Here is a 17,835-nt window from a genome sequence, read left to right as displayed (position 1 = left end):
CGTTGGCCAGGCGGCGCTGATCGAGCAGCATCTGGCCGCCATCATGGCCGAGCGTGCCGCACAGGTCGCCAGCTACGCCCGTGACTTTCCCGAGGAATGGTCGGTTGCCGGTGCACACTGGCTGGCGCAGAACGGCTGGTCGCCAAGCCCGGAAAATGTCGTGCCGACCATTGGTGCCCATGCCGCTGTCATGGGGATTATTGGCGCGGTGACCTCACCGGGCGATCGCATTGCCTTTGAACATGTCACCTATTCGCAGATCAGCCGCAGTGCCGCGCTGGCCGGCCGGCGAATTGCGCTGGTGGATTCCGATGAAAACGGTATTATCCCCGAGGATTTCGAGCGGGTCTGTGCCCAGCAGCATCCCAAGATGATTTTCCTGATGTCATCGGGCCAGAACCCAACCACGGCGACATTGCCACTTGAGCGCCGCAAGGCGATTGCTGACATCGCTCACAGGCACAATGTCTGGATCATTGAAGACAATCTTTATGGTGCTATGTGCCGTGATGATATTCCGCTGATTGCGCAACTGGCACCGGAACAGACATTTCTGGTGGGCAGCCTGTCCAAATCGGTTGCCGCCGGTGTTCGTGGTGGCTGGGTTGCCTGTCCGCCGCATTTCAGCACCCGGGTGCGCACTGCTCACAAGATGATGACTGGCGGCCTGCCCTTCCTGCTGGCTGAACTCTGTTCACGGCTGGTGTTGAGCGGCGATGCGCATCGCATCCGCGAGGCCTGTATTGCCGAGGTCAATGCGCGTGAGCAAATGGTGCGGCAGATCTTTTCCGGCCTCGAATTCAATTCCAACCCTGACATCGCCTTTGTGTGGCTGAAACTGCCCGAACCCTGGCTTTCCGGCACCTTCCGTAATGCAGCCCGCAAGGAAGGCATTCTGATTGATGATGAGGATGAGTTCAAAGCCGGACGCTCGGAAAAGGTCTATCACCGGGTCCGCATCAGTTTTTCCGCCCCCAACACCCGTGACGAGCTGGCCCGCCACCTGCACACCTTGCGCCGCCTGTTGGACAATGGCTCGGTAAGTTACGACAGCATGGCGTAACTGTTCTGCGACACGACACGACGGGCGCCAACGACAAAAGGCCCGTCAGCCGCCAGAGTCATTTGTGCAACAGCCCGGACAATAAGCCATTGGCGCCTTTTACCTTCCGCCAGAATATGTCACGTTCCATGACAACCTTGTCTGGGAACGATTCGTATGGGCAGTCTGCATTTTGCAAATGCCAAGGCAATGATTGCCAAGGTTCTTACCACCTGTACCTTCCTTTTGCCCTTGAGCCAGTTTGCCAATGCGGCTGATGGCAACATCTTCGACGAATTGCGATTTGGTGCGACCACTTCGCTCGCCAGCAGCCATAACGGCGAAGACGGTGTCTTCCCGGCTGTGACCGTGTATTTCGACCCGTTTGATAATGCGACAGCCGACAGCTTTTCCGACAAGCTGCTGCGTCCGCGCGTGCATCTGGGCGGTGAAATCGGCACCGAAGGGTCTGCCAATACGGTGTATGGCGGTATCAACTGGACACTCGATCTGAACGACAAGATCTTTCTCGACCTCGGTTTTGGCGGCCTCTGGCACGATGGCAATTTGAGAAACACCGGATCGGAAACCGGTGCACAGCTTGGCTGTCGTTTCCTGTTCCGCGAATATGCCGCTGTTGGCTACCGTATCAATCAGAACTGGAACATCTCCACGCAGATTGAACATGCCTCCCATGCCAATCTCTGCGACGGCCCCAATGACGGCCTTACCCGTGCCGGTGTGATGCTGGGCTACAGGTTTTAAAAAGCGGCCACGATAGAAGGCCGCCTTCATTCGCAACGTCATCCTAGCCCCCAGAGTCCCTCATTCCTGTGCCTGTCACAGGAATCCAGACCAGCCCCAGTCTTGGGGCTGAAAAAGCTCTATCCGCTGAGCAGACGCGTGGCGACTGGATCGCTCTGACATCCCTAGGGTCAGGCCCGAGGACGAGGTATGAGGGGCGTTTGTGGAAGCGTCTGCGTCAATCAATGAGCGTTGCTGGACAATACCCCCTCACCTGAAAAATCTATGACTTAGCAAGCTAAGACCATGATTTTTCTTCCTCTCCCACAAGGGTAGAGGTAAGGCGCCAGCCGCACCGTCGCGTAGCATCTCTACAAAATCGCATTGGATCGGATGACCACATCAACCTCAACTGCTCCTGACTTGCTGAATGGGCACGGCACCCACCCATCTCTCCCCTTGTGGGAGAGAAAGCGATTTCAACATCTTGAGGTAAGCGAAGCGCCTCAAGTGTTAGAAATCGCAAGTGAGGGGTTTTGATTTTGTCATGCCGTTCCATCCCCACAACATCATCCTAGGGCTTGTCCCTAGGATCTAATCACATCTCGTCAAACGAAACTGACATGGCTGGCGTGATTAGATCCTCACTACCGCGGCGAGGATGACGTCGAGCATGTGGTGTGTCGCGCCTCTGCCCCCCCCTGCCAAAGTCGAAGTCACCGCCACAGCCAACCGTATTGACATATCGGTAAATCCCGATATTTTCCTGCCATGGAATTGATCGAGATATTTAAAGCCCTGTCGAACCGCACCCGTCTTGATATCGTGCGTGGTTTGAAAGACCCGGAAAAGAACTTCCCTCCGCAAGACGAAGGGGATGTTCATGTGGTGGGCGTCTGCGTCAGCAGCATTCAGGAAGGTGTCGGCCTGTCGCAATCGACGGTGTCCGACTATCTCTCGACGCTGCAGCGCGCCGGTCTGGTTGAGGCCAGACGGATCGGTCAATGGACCTATTATAAACGCAACGAGGCAACGATCAGCGCTCTCGCCGAGATCATCGGCAAAGATCTCTGATCTTTTGCCATATAATATCGAGATTTCTCGATATCTCTTTTTAACGAAACAAGGAACGACAATGAAAGCGATGACCCTTAATTCATTCGGCGGCCCTGACAGCTTCGAGCTTGTTGAAGTGCCAAAGCCTGCTCCACAGGCCGGCCAGGTTCTGGTGCGCGTGCACGCCACATCCATCAACCCGCTGGACTACCAGGTCAGACGTGGCGACTACCGCGACTACGTTCCGCTGCCGGCCATTACCGGCCATGACATATCCGGCGTTGTTGAAGCCGTCGGTCCCGGCGTGACGGCATTTTCGGTCGGTGACGAGGTCTGGTACACGCCGCAGATTTTCGACGGTCCCGGCAGTTACGCCGAATACCATATTGCCAATGAAACCATCATCGGCCGCAAACCCGCAGCACTCAACCATCTCGAGGCAGCAAGCCTCAGCCTGGTCGGAGGCACGGCCTGGGAAGCGCTGGTCGGGCGTGCAGCACTCAGAGTGGGTGAAAGCATCCTGATCCATGGCGGTGCCGGCGGCGTTGGCCATGTGGCGATCCAGATTGCCAAAGCCGTTGGTGCCAAGGTTTTCACCACCGTGCGCGAAGAAAACTTCGAGTTTGCGCGCAGCATGGGTGCCGATGTCGTCATCGATTATACCAAAGACAATTATGTCGATGTCATCATGCAGCAGACCAATGGTCAGGGTGTTGACGTGGTGTTCGACACGCTTGGTGGCGATACCTTGTCTCGCAGCCCTGACGTGCTGGCTCAGCTTGGTCGTGTTGTCTCGATTGTCGATATTGCGCAGCCGCAGAACCTGATTGAAGCCTGGGGCAAAAACGCCAGTTACCACTTCGTGTTCACCCGGCAGAACCGTGGCAAGCTCGATGAGCTGACAACCCTCGTAGAACGCGGCCAGCTGCGCCCACATGTTGGTGCTGTCTATCCGCTGGCAGACATTTCCCTTGCCCATGCGCGGCTTGAAACACCGCATAACGGCATCAGGGGGAAGATCGCCATTGCGGTTGACCCATCGGCAAACATACCGGGCGCAGCCTCATGACCACAGCAACTGACAAGAAAGCTGCGAGCATGATTTACGAGATCGCTCACCTGCCGGTGCACGCGGAAATGACCGAAGCCTTCCGGCAGGCATTTGACGATGTTGCGCCCCTGCTCCACCGTGCGCCGGGATATCTCGGCCACCTCCTGGCGCAGGGTATCGAGCAGCCCGATGTTTTTCACCTCATTGTGCGGTGGCGGTCTCTTGAGGACCACACACCGCGCTTTGAGGCCAGTGAAGACCACCAGCTGTTCATGGCAGCTTTGCAGGAGTATTTTTCGCAGGAACCGAAAGTCCACCATATTGAAGGCGGCGCGTTTCCGGCGGGAGACGACCTTCTTTAAATGCGCGACAAAAGGATGGGCGGATGAGCCTTCCCCAACCAACCGCCCATCGATCAACTCCATCTCAACTGCATATCACGTGTCGGGTCCTCGCCCGGCACTTTCAGGCGCAAGACTTGCACTGCAGAAATGGACGGCCCGGCAAGCCACCCGTTCAAAACTCTGCATTTGGTGGGTAATCCGTACATTTTCCTGTCGCACCTGAACTTATCTTGCGCTAAAGAACCGGAAACTTCCTACCGGCTCGAACCTCGTGAGACCTATGGCTATTCCTAATCACATCCAGATCACCCCGGAACTCGTTGCATCGCACGGCCTCAAGCCGGATGAATACCAGCGCATCCTCCAACTGATCGGACGCGAACCAACCTTTACCGAGCTTGGCATTTTCTCGGCAATGTGGAACGAGCACTGCTCTTACAAGTCTTCCAAGAAGTGGTTGAAGACACTGCCGACCAAGGGTCCGCGCGTTATTCAGGGCCCGGGCGAAAATGCCGGCGTGGTCGACATTGATGACGGCGACTGTGTTATCTTCAAGATGGAAAGCCACAACCACCCATCTTACATCGAGCCTTACCAGGGCGCGGCAACCGGCGTTGGCGGCATTCTGCGTGACGTTTTCACCATGGGTGCGCGTCCGGTCGCTGCCATGAACGCCTTGCGTTTTGGCGCACCTGACCACCCCAAGACCCGCCATCTGGTATCCGGCGTTGTTGCTGGTGTTGGCGGTTACGGCAACTCCTTCGGCGTGCCAACGGTTGGCGGCGAAGTCGAGTTCGACGCCCGTTACAACGGCAATATTCTGGTCAACGCCTTTGCGGCTGGCCTTGCCAAGTCTGACGCCATCTTCCTGTCGGAAGCCAAGGGCGTTGGCCTGCCTGTCGTTTACCTCGGCGCCAAGACCGGCCGTGACGGCGTGGGCGGTGCGACCATGGCATCGGCAGAGTTTGACGAATCCATCGAAGAAAAGCGCCCAACCGTTCAGGTTGGCGACCCCTTCACCGAAAAGTGCCTGCTGGAAGCCTGCCTTGAACTGATGAAGACAGGTGCGGTTATCGCCATTCAGGACATGGGTGCAGCGGGTCTGACCTGCTCTGCCGTTGAAATGGGTGCCAAGGGCAATCTCGGCATCGAGCTCATTCTCGATCAGGTTCCGGTGCGTGAAGAGCGCATGACAGCCTATGAAATGATGCTGTCTGAAAGCCAGGAACGCATGTTGATGGTTCTGGAGCCTTCCAAGGAAGATGTGGCCAAGGCCATCTTCATCAAGTGGGGTCTGGATTTCGCCATCGTAGGCAAGACCACCGATGACCTGCGCTTCCGCGTCATTCATGGCGGTGAAGAAGTTGCCAACCTGCCGATCAAGGAACTGGGCGACGAGGCTCCGGAATATGATCGTCCGTGGACGCCGGCCAAGGTGCCTGCACCACTTGCTGCCAATGACGTGCCACAGGCTGACATTGCCGACGCGCTGGTCAAGCTCATCGGTTCGCCAAACGGCTCTTCGCGCCGCTGGGTTTACGAGCAGTACGACACGCTCATCCAGGGCAACTCGCTGCAGCTTCCAGGCGGTGACGCAGGCGTTGTGCGCGTGGAAGGCCATTACAGCAAGGCACTTGCCTTCTCGTCTGACGTTACGCCACGTTACGTTGAGGCAGATCCGTTTGAAGGCGGCAAGCAGGCTGTTGCAGAATGCTGGCGCAACATCACCGCCACTGGCGCATTGCCACTGGCTGCCACCGACAACCTCAACTTCGGCAACCCGGAAAAGCCTGAAATCATGAGCCAGCTGGTTCATGCCATCAAGGGCATCGGCGAAGCCTGCACCGTGCTGGAATTCCCGATCGTTTCCGGCAACGTGTCGCTGTACAACGAGACCAACGGTCAGGCGATCCTGCCAACCCCGACCATCGGCGGCGTTGGTCTGCTCGGTGACTGGGCCAAGATGGCACGCATCCGTTTTGCAGCGGAAGGCGAAGCCGTTCTTCTGGCTGGCGCACCACAGGGTCTCGGCACACATATTGCCCAGTCCGTTTACATGCGCGACATTCACGGCCGTATCGATGGCCCTGCCCCGCATGTCGATCTCGCCAAGGAAAAGAAGGTTGGCGATTTCGTTCGCGCGCTGATCAATGATGGTCTTGCGACCGCCGTTCACGATTGCTCTTCGGGTGGTCTGGGTGTTGCCGTTGCTGAAATGGCAATTGCTGGCGGCGTTGGTGCCACCATCAACCAGCCTGAGAACAACGATCCGGTACTTGCCTTCTACGGCGAAGACCAGGGCCGTTACGTTCTGACCGTTGCCCAGGACAATGTTGAAACCGTTGCAAAACGCGCCAGCGAAGCCGGTGTGGAATGCCCTGTCATCGGCAAGACCGGCGGCTCCGAGGTATCACTGGGAAGTGCAAAGCCTGTGTCGATTAAGCAATTGCTTTTGGCCCATGAATCATGGTTCCCTGAGTTCATGGATGGGCCATCCTTGGCCGCAGCAGAATAAGAAAAGGGAGCTGACACCATGCCAATGAACCCTGGCGATATTGAAGACATGATCAAGGCTGGCATTCCCGGCGCAAAGGTCACGATTCGCGATCTGGCTGGCGATGGCGATCACTACGCAGCGGAAGTCGTTGCGGATGCCTTCAAGGGTAAAACACGTGTGCAGCAGCACCAGATGGTTTATGATGCCCTGAAGGGCAACATGGGCGGTGTGCTGCATGCGCTTGCCCTGCAAACCTCGGCCCCGGATTGAGAAAACCATGGCAAGCCTGATTGAAGAGGTCATTTCCGGCGTGGTGAAAAGCGCCATGTCGGAAATTCTTAAAAAGACAGGTGTGAAGACCACAAAACGGACCCGCCGGAAAACCCGCAGCAAATCTGTTGCGGGCAGTCTGGCGGAGACGATACTGGAGAGTGCGTTGGGCGGCGTGAAAAAAACGGCCAAGCCCAAGCGCCAGCCCGCTCGCAAACAGACGAGCAAACGCCGCACCGCTGCATCGCGCAGCAAACAGCGCGGTATTTGACGTCAGGCAAAGTGGCTTTGCCATTGGCTGCTATGCAGCACAGGCATATGAGACCTTTGCAATTTTTCAGCTTACGCGCTGGAAAAACGACACCAAAGTGTTATCTAGTCGGAATATCAAAGCAGCGGCTTTTGAACCGCGTGTGAAAGGAAATGGCCATGAGCGATATTAACGCAGTGATCGACAATGAAGTGAAGAGCAACGATATCGTTCTGTTCATGAAGGGAACACCGCAGTTTCCACAGTGTGGTTTCTCCGGTCAGGTCGTTCAGATCCTTGACTATATCGGCGTTGAGTACAAGGGCATCAACGTGCTTGCCGATGCTGACCTGCGTCAGGGCATCAAGGATTACTCCAACTGGCCAACCATTCCCCAGCTTTACATCAAGGGTGAGTTCGTCGGCGGCTGTGACATCGTAAGAGAAATGTTCCAGTCCGGTGAACTCCAGAGCCAATTACAAGAACAGGGTATCGAGGTCCGCGGCGCGGCCTGATTTTTGCCGGGGTTCTCCACCCCGACACCCGATTGTTATGAATTTGCGAGGCGTTGCATTCTGCAACGCCTTTGCCGTTCTTTTGGGAATATTTCTGTGACAAATCCTTCACAATCCGGCAATCCGGTTTTGAAAACCATGGGCAGAGTGGAATTTATCGCTCTTGCCGCCATGCTGATGGCGCTCAACGCACTGGCCATCGACATCATGCTTCCGGGCCTGCAGGAAATCGGCGCTGCACTTGGCGTCGAAAATGAAAACCACCGCCAATACGTCATCTCGGCCTATCTGCTGGGCTTTGGTATTGCGCAGCTGGGTTATGGGCCGATTTCCGACCGTTTTGGTCGTCGCAAGCCCATGTTGTTTGGCCTTGCCATTTACGTTGTGTCGTCGATTGCGGTGGTGTTCGTGCCATCTTTTGCCGGCGTGCTGGCGCTTCGCTTCATTCAGGGCATCGGTTCTGCCGCCACCCGCGTCATCACCGTGTCGATCGTTCGTGACGTTTACGGCGGACGCCAGATGGCCGAAGTCATGTCGCTGATCATGATGGTGTTCATGGTCGTTCCGGTTATTGCACCGGGCACCGGCCAGATCGTTCTGCTGTTTGGTGACTGGCACCTGATCTTCGTGTTCATGGCTTTTATGGCCGTGGTCATCGGTTCATGGATGTATTACCGCCTGCCGGAAACATTGCACCCGGAAGATGTGCGTCCCTTCACGGTCAAGTCGGTTCTGAGCGGCTTCAAGATCGTTCTGACCAACCGCATCGCACTCTGTTACACACTCTCCAGCACCTTCATCTTCGGTGCGCTGTTCGGCTTCATCAATTCGGCTGAGCAGGTCTACAAGGGTGTTTATCAGCTGGGTCAGTGGTTTGCGCTGGCCTTTGCCGGCGTTGCCCTGTTCATGGCGCTGTCGTCCTTCATCAATGCCCGTCTGGTTGGCCGTTTTGGCATGCGCAGACTGTCGCATGGTTCGTTGATCGGCTTCATCGTCATCACCTTCGTGTGGCTGCTCATTCAGATCTACGGCCCGCAGCCAATGCCGTTTGCGCTGTTCATCGTGTTGTTTGCCCTGGCAATGTTCCAGTTCGGCTGGATCGGCTCCAACTTCAACTCGCTGGCCATGGAGCCACTCGGCCACGTCGCCGGCACGGCGTCCTCCGTCATCGGTTTCATGGGCACGGTTGGCGGCTCGCTGATCGGTGCGCTGATCGGCCAGTCCTTCGATGGCACTGCCCTGCCAATGGTCGCCGGCTTCTTTACCGTCTCGCTGGTTGGTCTGGTGTTCGTGCTGATCGGTGAAAAGGGTCAGCTGTTCCACCCGCACAACAAGCCGGTCTGATACGGTTTCCCCTCGCCCCCGTGCCCGCCATGGGGTGAGGAAAACAGACATCCACATACAAAAGGCGCCGCTGTCATCCAGTGGCGCCTTTTTTTGTGCGGCCATTGATGCTGAATGTGATGTTTTCCGGGACGTGTGTTTTCTCGCGTCTGTCCACCCGCGCGGACCTCATTCCTGTGCTTGTCACAGGAATCCAGGCCAGACCAAGTCCTTGGGATGAGAAGACTTTTTCGTCGCGCAGACGCGTGACGACTAGATGCCTGTGACAAGCACGAGGCATGAGGTGGAGAGTGAGGCAACCATTCACTTGACGTCATCCTCGCCCCTGTGGCGAGGATCTAATCACGCCAACCAACCATGTTACGGTAGCGGATACGTGGTTAGATATCATGGACAAGGCCTGACATGACGGCAGGTATGGGTGAGGCAGAACAGAACCCCTCGCCTGAAAAATCTATCACTTAGCAAGCTAAGATGATGATTTTTCTTCCTCTCCCACAAGGGTAAAGGTAGGCGCGCCAGCCGCGCTGCCCCGCCCTGGCGGCTATCGTATGTGGCTGGGTGGGCGCTCCGAACTCCCTCATCTCTGTCCTCGGGCTTGCCCGAGGGATGTCACAGGAATCCAGGCCAGCCCAAGTCTTTGGGCTGAAAAGAGTTCTTTCGTCGCGCAGACGCGCTCCACTGGATTTCTGTGACAAGCACAGAAATGAGGACAGAACGTAATTGCCTAAGAATACAAAAAGGCGCCACTGTCATCCAGCAGCGCCTTTATTGTGGTCTCTATCTCGATGTCTGTTAGACAACGGGGTCCATCAGACCCTAAAGCCAATCACACCGTGAAGATGTGGTTCTTCAGCAAGTTCCAGGAATCCTTGTCCGGCGCCAGCAACAGGCCGCCATCCACATGGCTTGGCAGGTATGGAGAGCCATCCAGACGTGCCGCGTAAGCACCCGCTTCCTGCGAGATCAGTGTACCGGCCAGGTGGTCCCACGGCATCAGCTTGTTGTACATCAGGAAGTGCATGTGGCCGCCGCAGAACACGCGGTATTCATGGGCTGCGCAGCGGTAGCTGGTGAACAGGCGCACATCGGCCAGATTGACGAGGATCTTGCGGCGGGTCTCGATGTCGAAATAACCTGTATTGGCAATGCCGACCATCTGCGAGAGGTCAGGTGCCGGAGACACATGCATTTGCGTCTGGTTGCCATCCGGCGCGCATAGCCATGCGCCAGAGCCCTTTTCGGCGATCAGCCAGTCATTGCCCAACGGATCGAAGATGATGCCAGCAACCGTCTCGCCCTTGGAGACAACGCTCATCATCACGCCAAACAGCGGCAGGCCGGAGGCAAAGTTGAAGGTGCCGTCAATCGGATCGACCACCACGGCAAGATCAGCGTCACCCAGTTTGGTCAGGAGCGAAGGATCGGCAGCCACGGCCTCCTCACCCACGAACAGCGCGTTTGGCATGATCTCTTCAACGCGGGCGCGGATCAGACGCTCGGCGGCCTCGTCAGCCTCCGTCACGAGGTCGATGGCCTCGGTTTTCATGCGTACATCGCCATCACCGAGATTGCGGAACCGCGGCATGATTTCCACGGCTGCCGCCTCCTGCAGCGTGTTGGCAAGCGACGAGTTCGAGAGACATGACCTGTTCCTTTCAGCTACCAGATACCCAAAATTTCGCGCCGTATCATCTTCCAGCTTTCCTTGTCGGGAGCCGACAGAATGCCGCCGGAGGTCTCTCCGGGGCGATAAGGCGTACCATCCAGCTTTACCGTGTAACCACCGGCTTCCTGGTGCACGAGAACACCGGCAAGGTGATCCCAGGGCATCAGCTTTTCGTGGCCGATAAAGTGAACCTTGCCCGATGCGGCAAGCCAATATTCATGTGCAGAGCAGTTGAGCGCCAATGCCATGCGGATCTTTGCCATGTTGGCGGCAATGACCGGGCGGCGATCCAACGTGCTGTGCCCCCAGGCGTAGATGCCAACCATCTCATCCAGCGCCACGGGTGCGGCAACCTTGATTGGCGTCACCTCGCCGCTGCGGCTGTGAAAATGGGCGCCTGCCCCTTTGACTGCCACCAGCGTATCTCCCAGCACCGGGTCGTGGATGATACCGGCAACCGTTTCACCCTTGATGGTGACGGCGAGCAGCGATCCAAAGGCGGCAAGACCGGAAGCGAAGTTGAAGGTGCCGTCGACCGGATCGATCACGAAGGCCAGTTCCGCATCGGCCAGTGCAGGCACAACTGACGGATCGGCGTCATAGGTTTCTTCACCGACGATATGGGCAGTTGGATAGAGCGAACGGATGGCGGCGGTAATGCGCTTTTCCGTTTCAATATCGGCCTCGGTGACCAGATCGATGGAGGATGTCTTTTCCGCAACCGACTGGCTGTCGGGATTTCTGAAGCGGGGAAGGATTTCAGTTGCAGCGGCGTCGCGCACCGTTGCAACGAGGAATTCGATGTCTTTATCGCTGAGGGACATAAAGGGACATTTCTTCAAGCAGGCGGGTCTTTAAACAGGCGGGTTCGTTTCCCTATCCGCGTTAGATGACGCTTCCGTGACAGCGAGGCTCGAAAAATCAAACAGCTTGCTGTCCAGCAAATGCGAGGGATTAACGTGGGCCAGCGCCCGCAACATGGTGTCCTTGCGGCCCGGCATACGCCGCTCGATATCGGCCAGCATGTCCTTCATGGCGTTTCGTTGCAGGCCGTCCTGCGAGCCGCAGAGATCGCAGGGAATGATCGGGAACTGCATGGCGGTGGCGAACTTCGCCATATCGTCTTCCGCGCAATAGGCCAGCGGCCGCAACAGCATCAGATCGCCTTCGTCGTTCAAAAGCTTTGCCGGCATGCCGGCTAGACGACCACCATGAAAAAAGTTCATGAAGAAGGTTTCAAGAATGTCTTCGCGGTGATGGCCAAGCACCAGCGCATCACAGCCCTCTTCGCGGGCAATGCGGTAAAGATTGCCGCGGCGCAGACGCGAACAGAGCGAACAGTAGGTGCCGCCATTCGGCATTTTTTCCTTCACCACCGAATAGGTGTCGCGGTATTCGATGCGGTGTTCCACGCCAATCGAGGCCAGATATTCCGGCAGGATATGTTTGGGGAAATTCGGCTGGCCCTGATCGAGATTGCAGGCCACCAGATCGACCGGCAGCAGGCCACGCCATTTCAGGTCCATCAGCAGCGCCAGCAGACCGTAGCTGTCCTTGCCGCCGGACAGACCAATCAGCCATCGCTTCTGGCCCTTCAACATATCGAAGTCTTCGAATGCCTGGCGCACATTGCGCAGCAGGCGCTTGCGCAGCTTGTTAAACGAGACCGACCGTGGCGCATGCGCAAACAGCGCGTGCGAGGAAATGTCCTCAGCACCATCCTCGACGTCATCGACGGAATTCATGTCTGTCGCAATATTCATGGAACGATTGCACTTTCGCTAATTCAGGCGCTAATTCGGGCGCTAATACGGGCTGCCATCCAGCAAATGCCTGTATAATCCGGCAAGATCAAGCCCCGAATACCGACCAGCCTGTTTCATTGGCCAGCATTTCCAGGGCTGCCGAGCCAAGTGCGGAGTTGCCGACCTTGTTGAGGCCGGGCGACCACACCGCAATCGATGCCTTGCCAGGTGCAATGGCCAGAATGCCGCCACCGACGCCACTCTTGCCCGGCAGGCCGACATGATAGGCAAAGTCACCAGACCCATCATAATGGCCGCAGGTCAGCATCAGCGCATTGATACGTTTGGCGCGCCGCGCCGATACAACCGTGTGGCCGCTCAGCGGATTGCGGCCCTGATTGGCCAGAAACAGGCCAGCCCGCGACAGCTGGCTGCAGGTCATGGCCAGTGCGCATTGGTGGAAATAGACGCCCAGCACATGTTCGACCGGGTGGTGCAGATTGCCAAATGAGCGCATGAAATTGGCCAGCGCATAGTTGCGGTAGCCGGTGGCATTTTCCGACTTCGCCACGGCATTGTCGATGATGATGCTGTCATCATCGGCAACATATTGCACGAAACGCAGCAACTCGCCGATTGCCTCGCGCGGCTGGTGGCCGGCCATCACGATATCACTGACAACGATTGCCCCGGCATTGACGAAGGGGTTCCGGGGAATGCCCGACTCACGCTCAAGCTGGACAATGGAATTGAAGGCCGAACCGGAGGGTTCGCGCCCTACCCTGTTCCACACGGTTTCACCTGCCTTGCCGAGCGCCAGCGTCAGCATGAACACCTTGGAAATGCTCTGTATGGAAAATGGCACCAAGGCATCACCGGCAACGAAGGTTTCACCCTCAACGGTGGTCACGGCAATCCCGAACTGCTTGGGATCGATCTTGGCAAGCTCGGGAATATAGTCTGCGACCTTTCCCTCACCCAGTCTTGGCACCATCGCATCATGGATGCGGTTTATGATGAGCTGAATATCCTGCATGCCCAAGCCCTTATTCGCCACTGTCATTCGGTTCTGTTGGCTACATCAAAAGCAAAATCAATGCCACTATCGCGTGAGGGCGAATGAGGTCAGATTGTTGGAAATGGTGGCATAGCCAAGCGCGATACCGTTTCCTTCGTCATCCTCGGCCCTGTGCCGAGGATCTATCCACGTCGCATGACAAGAACCGGCTTAGATCCTTGGGACAAGCCCAAGGATGACGTTGAGAGAGGTCGAAACGTGGAGACTAAACCCGCTTCGCCAACGCGAACGGCAAATCTATCTCCAGCAGGCGCAGTTCTTCCGCCCGCGCACCAGTCAGCGGATCGCGCGCTTGCAGCACGTCATCGACATAACCGGGGTGGCACATCATCACGGTGCCATCGCCAACACGCCCCCGCAGCACCGAGCCAAATTTTTCCGCCTGTTGCCAGTCGTAAAAACCGCGAAGCGGCCCCTGAACCTGAAACCCTGTGCTGCGCATCTCGCCATCAAAACCGCATGCCAGCCCGGCCACGAAACAGGTTTTCAGGCCAATCTTCAAACCTTGCGAAAAATCGACCGCCGGTGCACCACGCACCCATGGCGCTCCACCATCTTGAGCAAGGGTTTGAAACCGGTTTTTCAGCCATGACCGTACCGGCGGCAGGAAATGGACATGCTGGTGGCCATCGAGATAATGCGGCAAATGCCCCATCTCTTTGGTGAAGGCCGCCAACTGCGCATCCAGTTCAGCGTGTATCTGCGCTGTCAGCTCCTGAGATGGCCGTAGTGCCGCAAGAATCAGTTCCTTCAGCGGCAAAAGCCTGCCATCCCTGCAAATCGCAACGCCATCGGTCAGCGGTTTAAAATCGGTCAGGGTCAGGTGAATGCCGGTAAAGATATTGCTATATCCCTGACATGCCCTCAGCTTTGCCGCTTCGCCAGACCATTCCGGAAACAATGTCATGCAGCCGGTGCCGGACAGCTTGCCATTTGATATCAGGTGACGAATGCCATTGCTGACCGCCGGCGACAGGCCATAGTCATCGGCAACCAGAAACACATGTCCGGCTGCCATGCTCATGGCTGCTCTTTTTCGACAGGCTGTGGCTGGTCGTTGACCTGGTGAACATCAGTGGATTTGTGAATGCGGCGCACCAGATAAAGCGGACGGTTCTTGGTTTCGGCAATGCCGACCCAGATATATTCGCCAAGCAGCCCAAGCAGCGCCAGGTTAAAACCGCCCAGTACCGATACCGCCACCATAAGGCTTGGATAACCGGGCACGTAAACGCCGTAAAACAGCACTTCGAAAATGATCTTCAGGCCATAGGCAATGCCGCAAAAGCCGACCAGCGCACCTGCAAACGACACCAGCCGCAGTGGCAGCGCCGAAAATGAGGTGATGCCTTCCACCGACAAGGACAGCAGCGACAGGTTGGACCATTTGGTTGCGCCGTGCTGGCGCTCATCCGGCACATAACCAATCGCCTTCTGGCGGAAGCCTGCCCAGGCATAAAGCCCCTTGTTGAAACGACGGCGGTCTCGGATTTTCAGCATCGCTTCGACAACCGGGCGACGCATGACGCGGAAATCACCGGCATTTTCCGGCACGATGAAACGCTGGCGGAAATTGATCAACCAATAGAACAGATGGACGGCGGCTGCCTTTTTCATCGATTCCTGCATGCGGTCATCACGCACCGCATAGACAGCATCAAGATTATCATCTGCAACAAGTTGTGAGATCATGTCGAGCGCCACATGCCATGGATGCTGCATGTCTGCATCCATGATCATCACCAGATCGCCCCTGCACTCTTCCAGACCGGCAAACACCGCCACTTCCTTGCCGAAGTTGCGGCTCAGTTCGACGATGCGCCATGTGCCAGGCATGCTCTGCGCATATTGCAACACGCTGTCATCGGTACTGCCGTCATCCACCAGCACCACCTCAAGATCGAGAGCGAATTTCTCACGCAGTTCACCGGCGATCTTCGTGATGAAGGCCGAAAATGCGGGCACGTTATCCCGCTCATTCAAAAACGGTACGATGAGTGAAAAAAGCGCCATTCTCAATTCCGTTACAGATTTTGCCGATCAGCTCTGCGGTTTGACAAGCCAGATCAGAATATTCCAGTTACCCTTGCCATTGACGCCGGTCACTTGCAATTTGCGTGGTGCAGGCAAAGGACCGACCAGCTCCGTTGAAGCATCTGTGCATTTCGATTCGCCCTCGAAGCAAACCAGAACAAGGCCCTTTTGACGCGCCAGCTCAGGCGTGATGTAACCCTTGGCAAATTCTGCCGAGTTACCATCAACGATCAGCGGCGCGTAACGCGAATAAAACGACGTGCCATCGGCGAGACCACGACTGCCTGCCACATAAAAACCCTTGGCACCACCGCTTTCAGCCAGCCACATTTCATCAATGCGATCGGACACAGCTTCCAGCGGCACACTGCGAAATGCCTCGGACTCACCGTAGTTACGGTCAAGCATGGCAATGACCGGTGCTGACGCTATCATGCCCAGCAGGTAGATGACGGCAACCGTCAAAGCGCGACCGACATTACGCTGCAACCACGGCTGCGGCACCAGAAGCGCGATCAGCACAGCAATCGGCGTGAAGATCGGCAGCACCCAAACGGCGCTCAGTTCCGCTTGTGCGGCAAAGCCAAGAATAATCGTCAGGATAAATGGCAGGATGCTGAAAGCCAGCAGTGCGCGTCCCTGTACGGTATCGCGCAACCGCTTGATGTTGGCCGGCTCGAACGCCGCACCCTTTTCGGTTCTGTCATGGCGCACCAGCAGCACCAACAGCAAAGCACCAATCGTGTAAAGCGGCACGCCGACCACGAATTTGACGGCTTTCAGGACAATGTGCAGCCATTCGCCATCGCCCTGCTCCGCGGCATAAACGATTGGCAGGAAATCATGCTTGAACAGCCACAGGATATGACCCGATACCGTGGCAAAAAACACCACCAGGACTGTCAGGCCGAAGGTAGACAGCAGCGCCGAGCGCGCCTGCTTGTCAAAGCTGGCATGCAGGAACAGCGCCAGAAGCGCCACGGCGGAATGGTATTTGGTCAGCATGGCAGCGGTGGCCAGAAGGCCAATCATCACCGCATCGACAAGGCGGCGGCCTTCAAGACCACGCAGATAAAACACGAACAGCCAGGCCCAGATCGGCGTCATGGCCGAATTGGCATTGTATTTGATGGCAAGGAAGGACAGCGGCGGCATGACCATGGCGCAGATGACGGCCATCAACTGCACATTGCCATCACCGAAGCGCGCGGCAATGCGCCAAACGGCCGCAAAGGTCAGGCCGCAATTGACGGCGGAAAACAGGAAATAGGCCCAGTTCTCATGCGGCAACAGTTCAAACCACGCTGCCGTCGCCCAGCCGAAGAATGGCGGATGTTTGTAAGTGCCCCACTGCCAAATGGCGCCCCAGGCATAGTTTTCGACCATGTCGCCATATTGGTCGAGATTGAGCTTTGAAAGCGAAGCATGCAGCGTCAACGCCAGAACGAACAACAGAATGACGCCGACAATCGCAGCTGTCCTTCCCTGAGCAAAGGTGATCTTGTCCGAACGTTCCATGGTCAAATTCCCAACAGCGCACCGGTGTTTCTGGCGGCTTGATTTCATAACTTCGCAAGGCGTGAGCCCCGATAGCACAGTCGCTTGCGAACTGCATCACAGTCTTGCGTATTCCTGCGCTTATACGCACCAAATCAAGGCTGGATTAAGTGCGAAAATCCGGGATGAAGTGACGAATTCAAAATTTCATCACCCGCCCCGACAAAACAAAAAAGCCGCCCCGAAGGACGGCTTTTTCAAACTCGATCTCGCAGCTATTAGCGCGAGTAGAATTCGACCACGAGGTGTGGTTCCATAACAACTGGGTATGGAACGTCAGACAGAGCTGGTACGCGAGCAAAAGTCGCAACCATCTTGTTGTGATCAACTTCGATGTAGTCAGGAACGTCGCGCTCAGCGAGAGCAACAGCTTCCAGAACAACGGTCAGCTGCTTGGACTTCTGACGAACTTCGATAACGTCGCCTGGCTTGCAACGGTAAGAACCGATGTTAACGCGAACGCCATTAACCGTGACGTGGCCATGGTTGATGAACTGGCGCGATGCAAAAACGGTCGGTACGAACTTTGCGCGGTATACGATCGCGTCCAGACGGGACTCGAGCAGACCGATCAGGTTCTCGGAAGTGTCACCCTTGCGACGGTTAGCTTCGTCGTAGGTTGCGCGGAACTGCTTTTCG

18 protein-coding genes are annotated in these 17,835 nt (G+C 56.6%); 10 read left to right on the top strand and 8 right to left on the bottom strand.

Going from position 1 to position 17,835, the window contains the following annotated elements; all coding sequences use genetic code 11:
- From RT613_RS22275 to RT613_RS22230, 10 genes are all read left to right on the top strand, one after another.
- The coding region (locus tag RT613_RS22275) for a PLP-dependent aminotransferase family protein (protein WP_313618562.1) at positions 1-1,063 on the top strand (1,063 nt) is incomplete at its 5' end.
- 189 nt (positions 1,064-1,252) lie between these two features.
- Positions 1,253-1,807, top strand: a complete 555-nt coding sequence (locus RT613_RS22270) for an acyloxyacyl hydrolase (protein WP_313618566.1) — start codon at positions 1,253-1,255, stop codon at positions 1,805-1,807.
- A gap of 750 nt (positions 1,808-2,557) precedes the next feature.
- Positions 2,558-2,860 (top strand): metalloregulator ArsR/SmtB family transcription factor, encoded by a 303-nt coding sequence (locus RT613_RS22265; protein WP_313618561.1) that lies wholly within the window; start codon positions 2,558-2,560, stop codon positions 2,858-2,860.
- A 61-nt stretch (positions 2,861-2,921) separates the two neighbouring features.
- The gene (locus tag RT613_RS22260; protein WP_313618560.1) at positions 2,922-3,911 is read left to right on the top strand and encodes a zinc-dependent alcohol dehydrogenase family protein; all 990 of its coding nucleotides are present in this window, start codon (positions 2,922-2,924) and stop codon (positions 3,909-3,911) included.
- Positions 3,908-4,255 (top strand): antibiotic biosynthesis monooxygenase, encoded by a 348-nt coding sequence (locus RT613_RS22255; protein ID WP_313618559.1) that lies wholly within the window; start codon positions 3,908-3,910, stop codon positions 4,253-4,255. Before RT613_RS22260 ends, RT613_RS22255 begins: the two co-directional genes overlap by 4 nt.
- A gap of 262 nt (positions 4,256-4,517) precedes the next feature.
- Positions 4,518-6,752 (top strand): phosphoribosylformylglycinamidine synthase subunit PurL, encoded by a 2,235-nt coding sequence (gene purL, locus RT613_RS22250; RefSeq protein WP_313618558.1) that lies wholly within the window; start codon positions 4,518-4,520, stop codon positions 6,750-6,752.
- Positions 6,753-6,770: 18 nt separating this feature from the next.
- A complete protein-coding gene (locus RT613_RS22245) occupies positions 6,771-7,004 on the top strand; it encodes a BolA family transcriptional regulator (protein ID WP_313618557.1) in 234 nt (77 codons plus the stop codon).
- A 7-nt stretch (positions 7,005-7,011) separates the two neighbouring features.
- Entirely contained in the window at positions 7,012-7,275 is a 264-nt protein-coding gene (locus RT613_RS22240; RefSeq protein WP_313618556.1) for a hypothetical protein, read from the top strand.
- Positions 7,276-7,433: 158 nt separating this feature from the next.
- Positions 7,434-7,769, top strand: coding sequence for a Grx4 family monothiol glutaredoxin (gene grxD / locus RT613_RS22235; RefSeq protein ID WP_313618555.1), 336 nt, complete (start codon positions 7,434-7,436; stop codon positions 7,767-7,769).
- A gap of 138 nt (positions 7,770-7,907) precedes the next feature.
- On the top strand, positions 7,908-9,113 hold the full coding sequence (locus RT613_RS22230; RefSeq protein ID WP_313618565.1) for a multidrug effflux MFS transporter: 1,206 nt from the start codon (positions 7,908-7,910) through the stop codon (positions 9,111-9,113).
- An 829-nt stretch (positions 9,114-9,942) separates the two neighbouring features.
- On the opposite strand, the gene RT613_RS22225 is transcribed toward RT613_RS22230, so the two are convergent.
- From RT613_RS22225 to rpsD, 8 genes are all read right to left on the bottom strand, one after another.
- Positions 9,943-10,782: an inositol monophosphatase family protein gene (locus RT613_RS22225; protein WP_313618564.1), complete on the bottom strand. Its 840-nt coding sequence runs from the start codon at positions 10,780-10,782 to the stop codon at positions 9,943-9,945.
- Complete coding sequence (locus tag RT613_RS22220; protein ID WP_313618554.1) at positions 10,776-11,606, bottom strand: inositol monophosphatase family protein; 831 nt, start codon at positions 11,604-11,606, stop codon at positions 10,776-10,778. Before RT613_RS22220 ends, RT613_RS22225 begins: the two co-directional genes overlap by 7 nt.
- A gap of 30 nt (positions 11,607-11,636) precedes the next feature.
- Entirely contained in the window at positions 11,637-12,545 is a 909-nt protein-coding gene (gene ttcA / locus RT613_RS22215; protein ID WP_313618553.1) for a tRNA 2-thiocytidine(32) synthetase TtcA, read from the bottom strand.
- An 88-nt stretch (positions 12,546-12,633) separates the two neighbouring features.
- Complete coding sequence (locus RT613_RS22210) at positions 12,634-13,563, bottom strand: glutaminase (RefSeq protein WP_313618563.1); 930 nt, start codon at positions 13,561-13,563, stop codon at positions 12,634-12,636.
- A gap of 247 nt (positions 13,564-13,810) precedes the next feature.
- On the bottom strand, positions 13,811-14,629 hold the full coding sequence (locus RT613_RS22205) for a ChbG/HpnK family deacetylase (RefSeq protein ID WP_313618552.1): 819 nt from the start codon (positions 14,627-14,629) through the stop codon (positions 13,811-13,813).
- Positions 14,626-15,618, bottom strand: a complete 993-nt coding sequence (locus RT613_RS22200; RefSeq protein ID WP_313618551.1) for a glycosyltransferase family 2 protein — start codon at positions 15,616-15,618, stop codon at positions 14,626-14,628. Before RT613_RS22200 ends, RT613_RS22205 begins: the two co-directional genes overlap by 4 nt.
- A 27-nt stretch (positions 15,619-15,645) precedes the next feature.
- The gene (locus tag RT613_RS22195) at positions 15,646-17,157 is read right to left on the bottom strand and encodes a glycosyltransferase family 39 protein (RefSeq protein ID WP_313618550.1); all 1,512 of its coding nucleotides are present in this window, start codon (positions 17,155-17,157) and stop codon (positions 15,646-15,648) included.
- 257 nt (positions 17,158-17,414) lie between these two features.
- Positions 17,415-17,835: 30S ribosomal protein S4 (rpsD, locus tag RT613_RS22190; protein WP_313618549.1), on the bottom strand; the 421-nt coding region annotated here is incomplete at its 5' end.

Origin of the sequence: Agrobacterium sp. (assembly GCF_032092815.1) — a bacterium.
Lineage (GTDB): Bacteria > Pseudomonadota > Alphaproteobacteria > Rhizobiales > Rhizobiaceae > Agrobacterium.
Note: the sequence above shows the minus strand (reverse complement) of the source record. Positions and strands in the feature narration are given on the sequence as shown.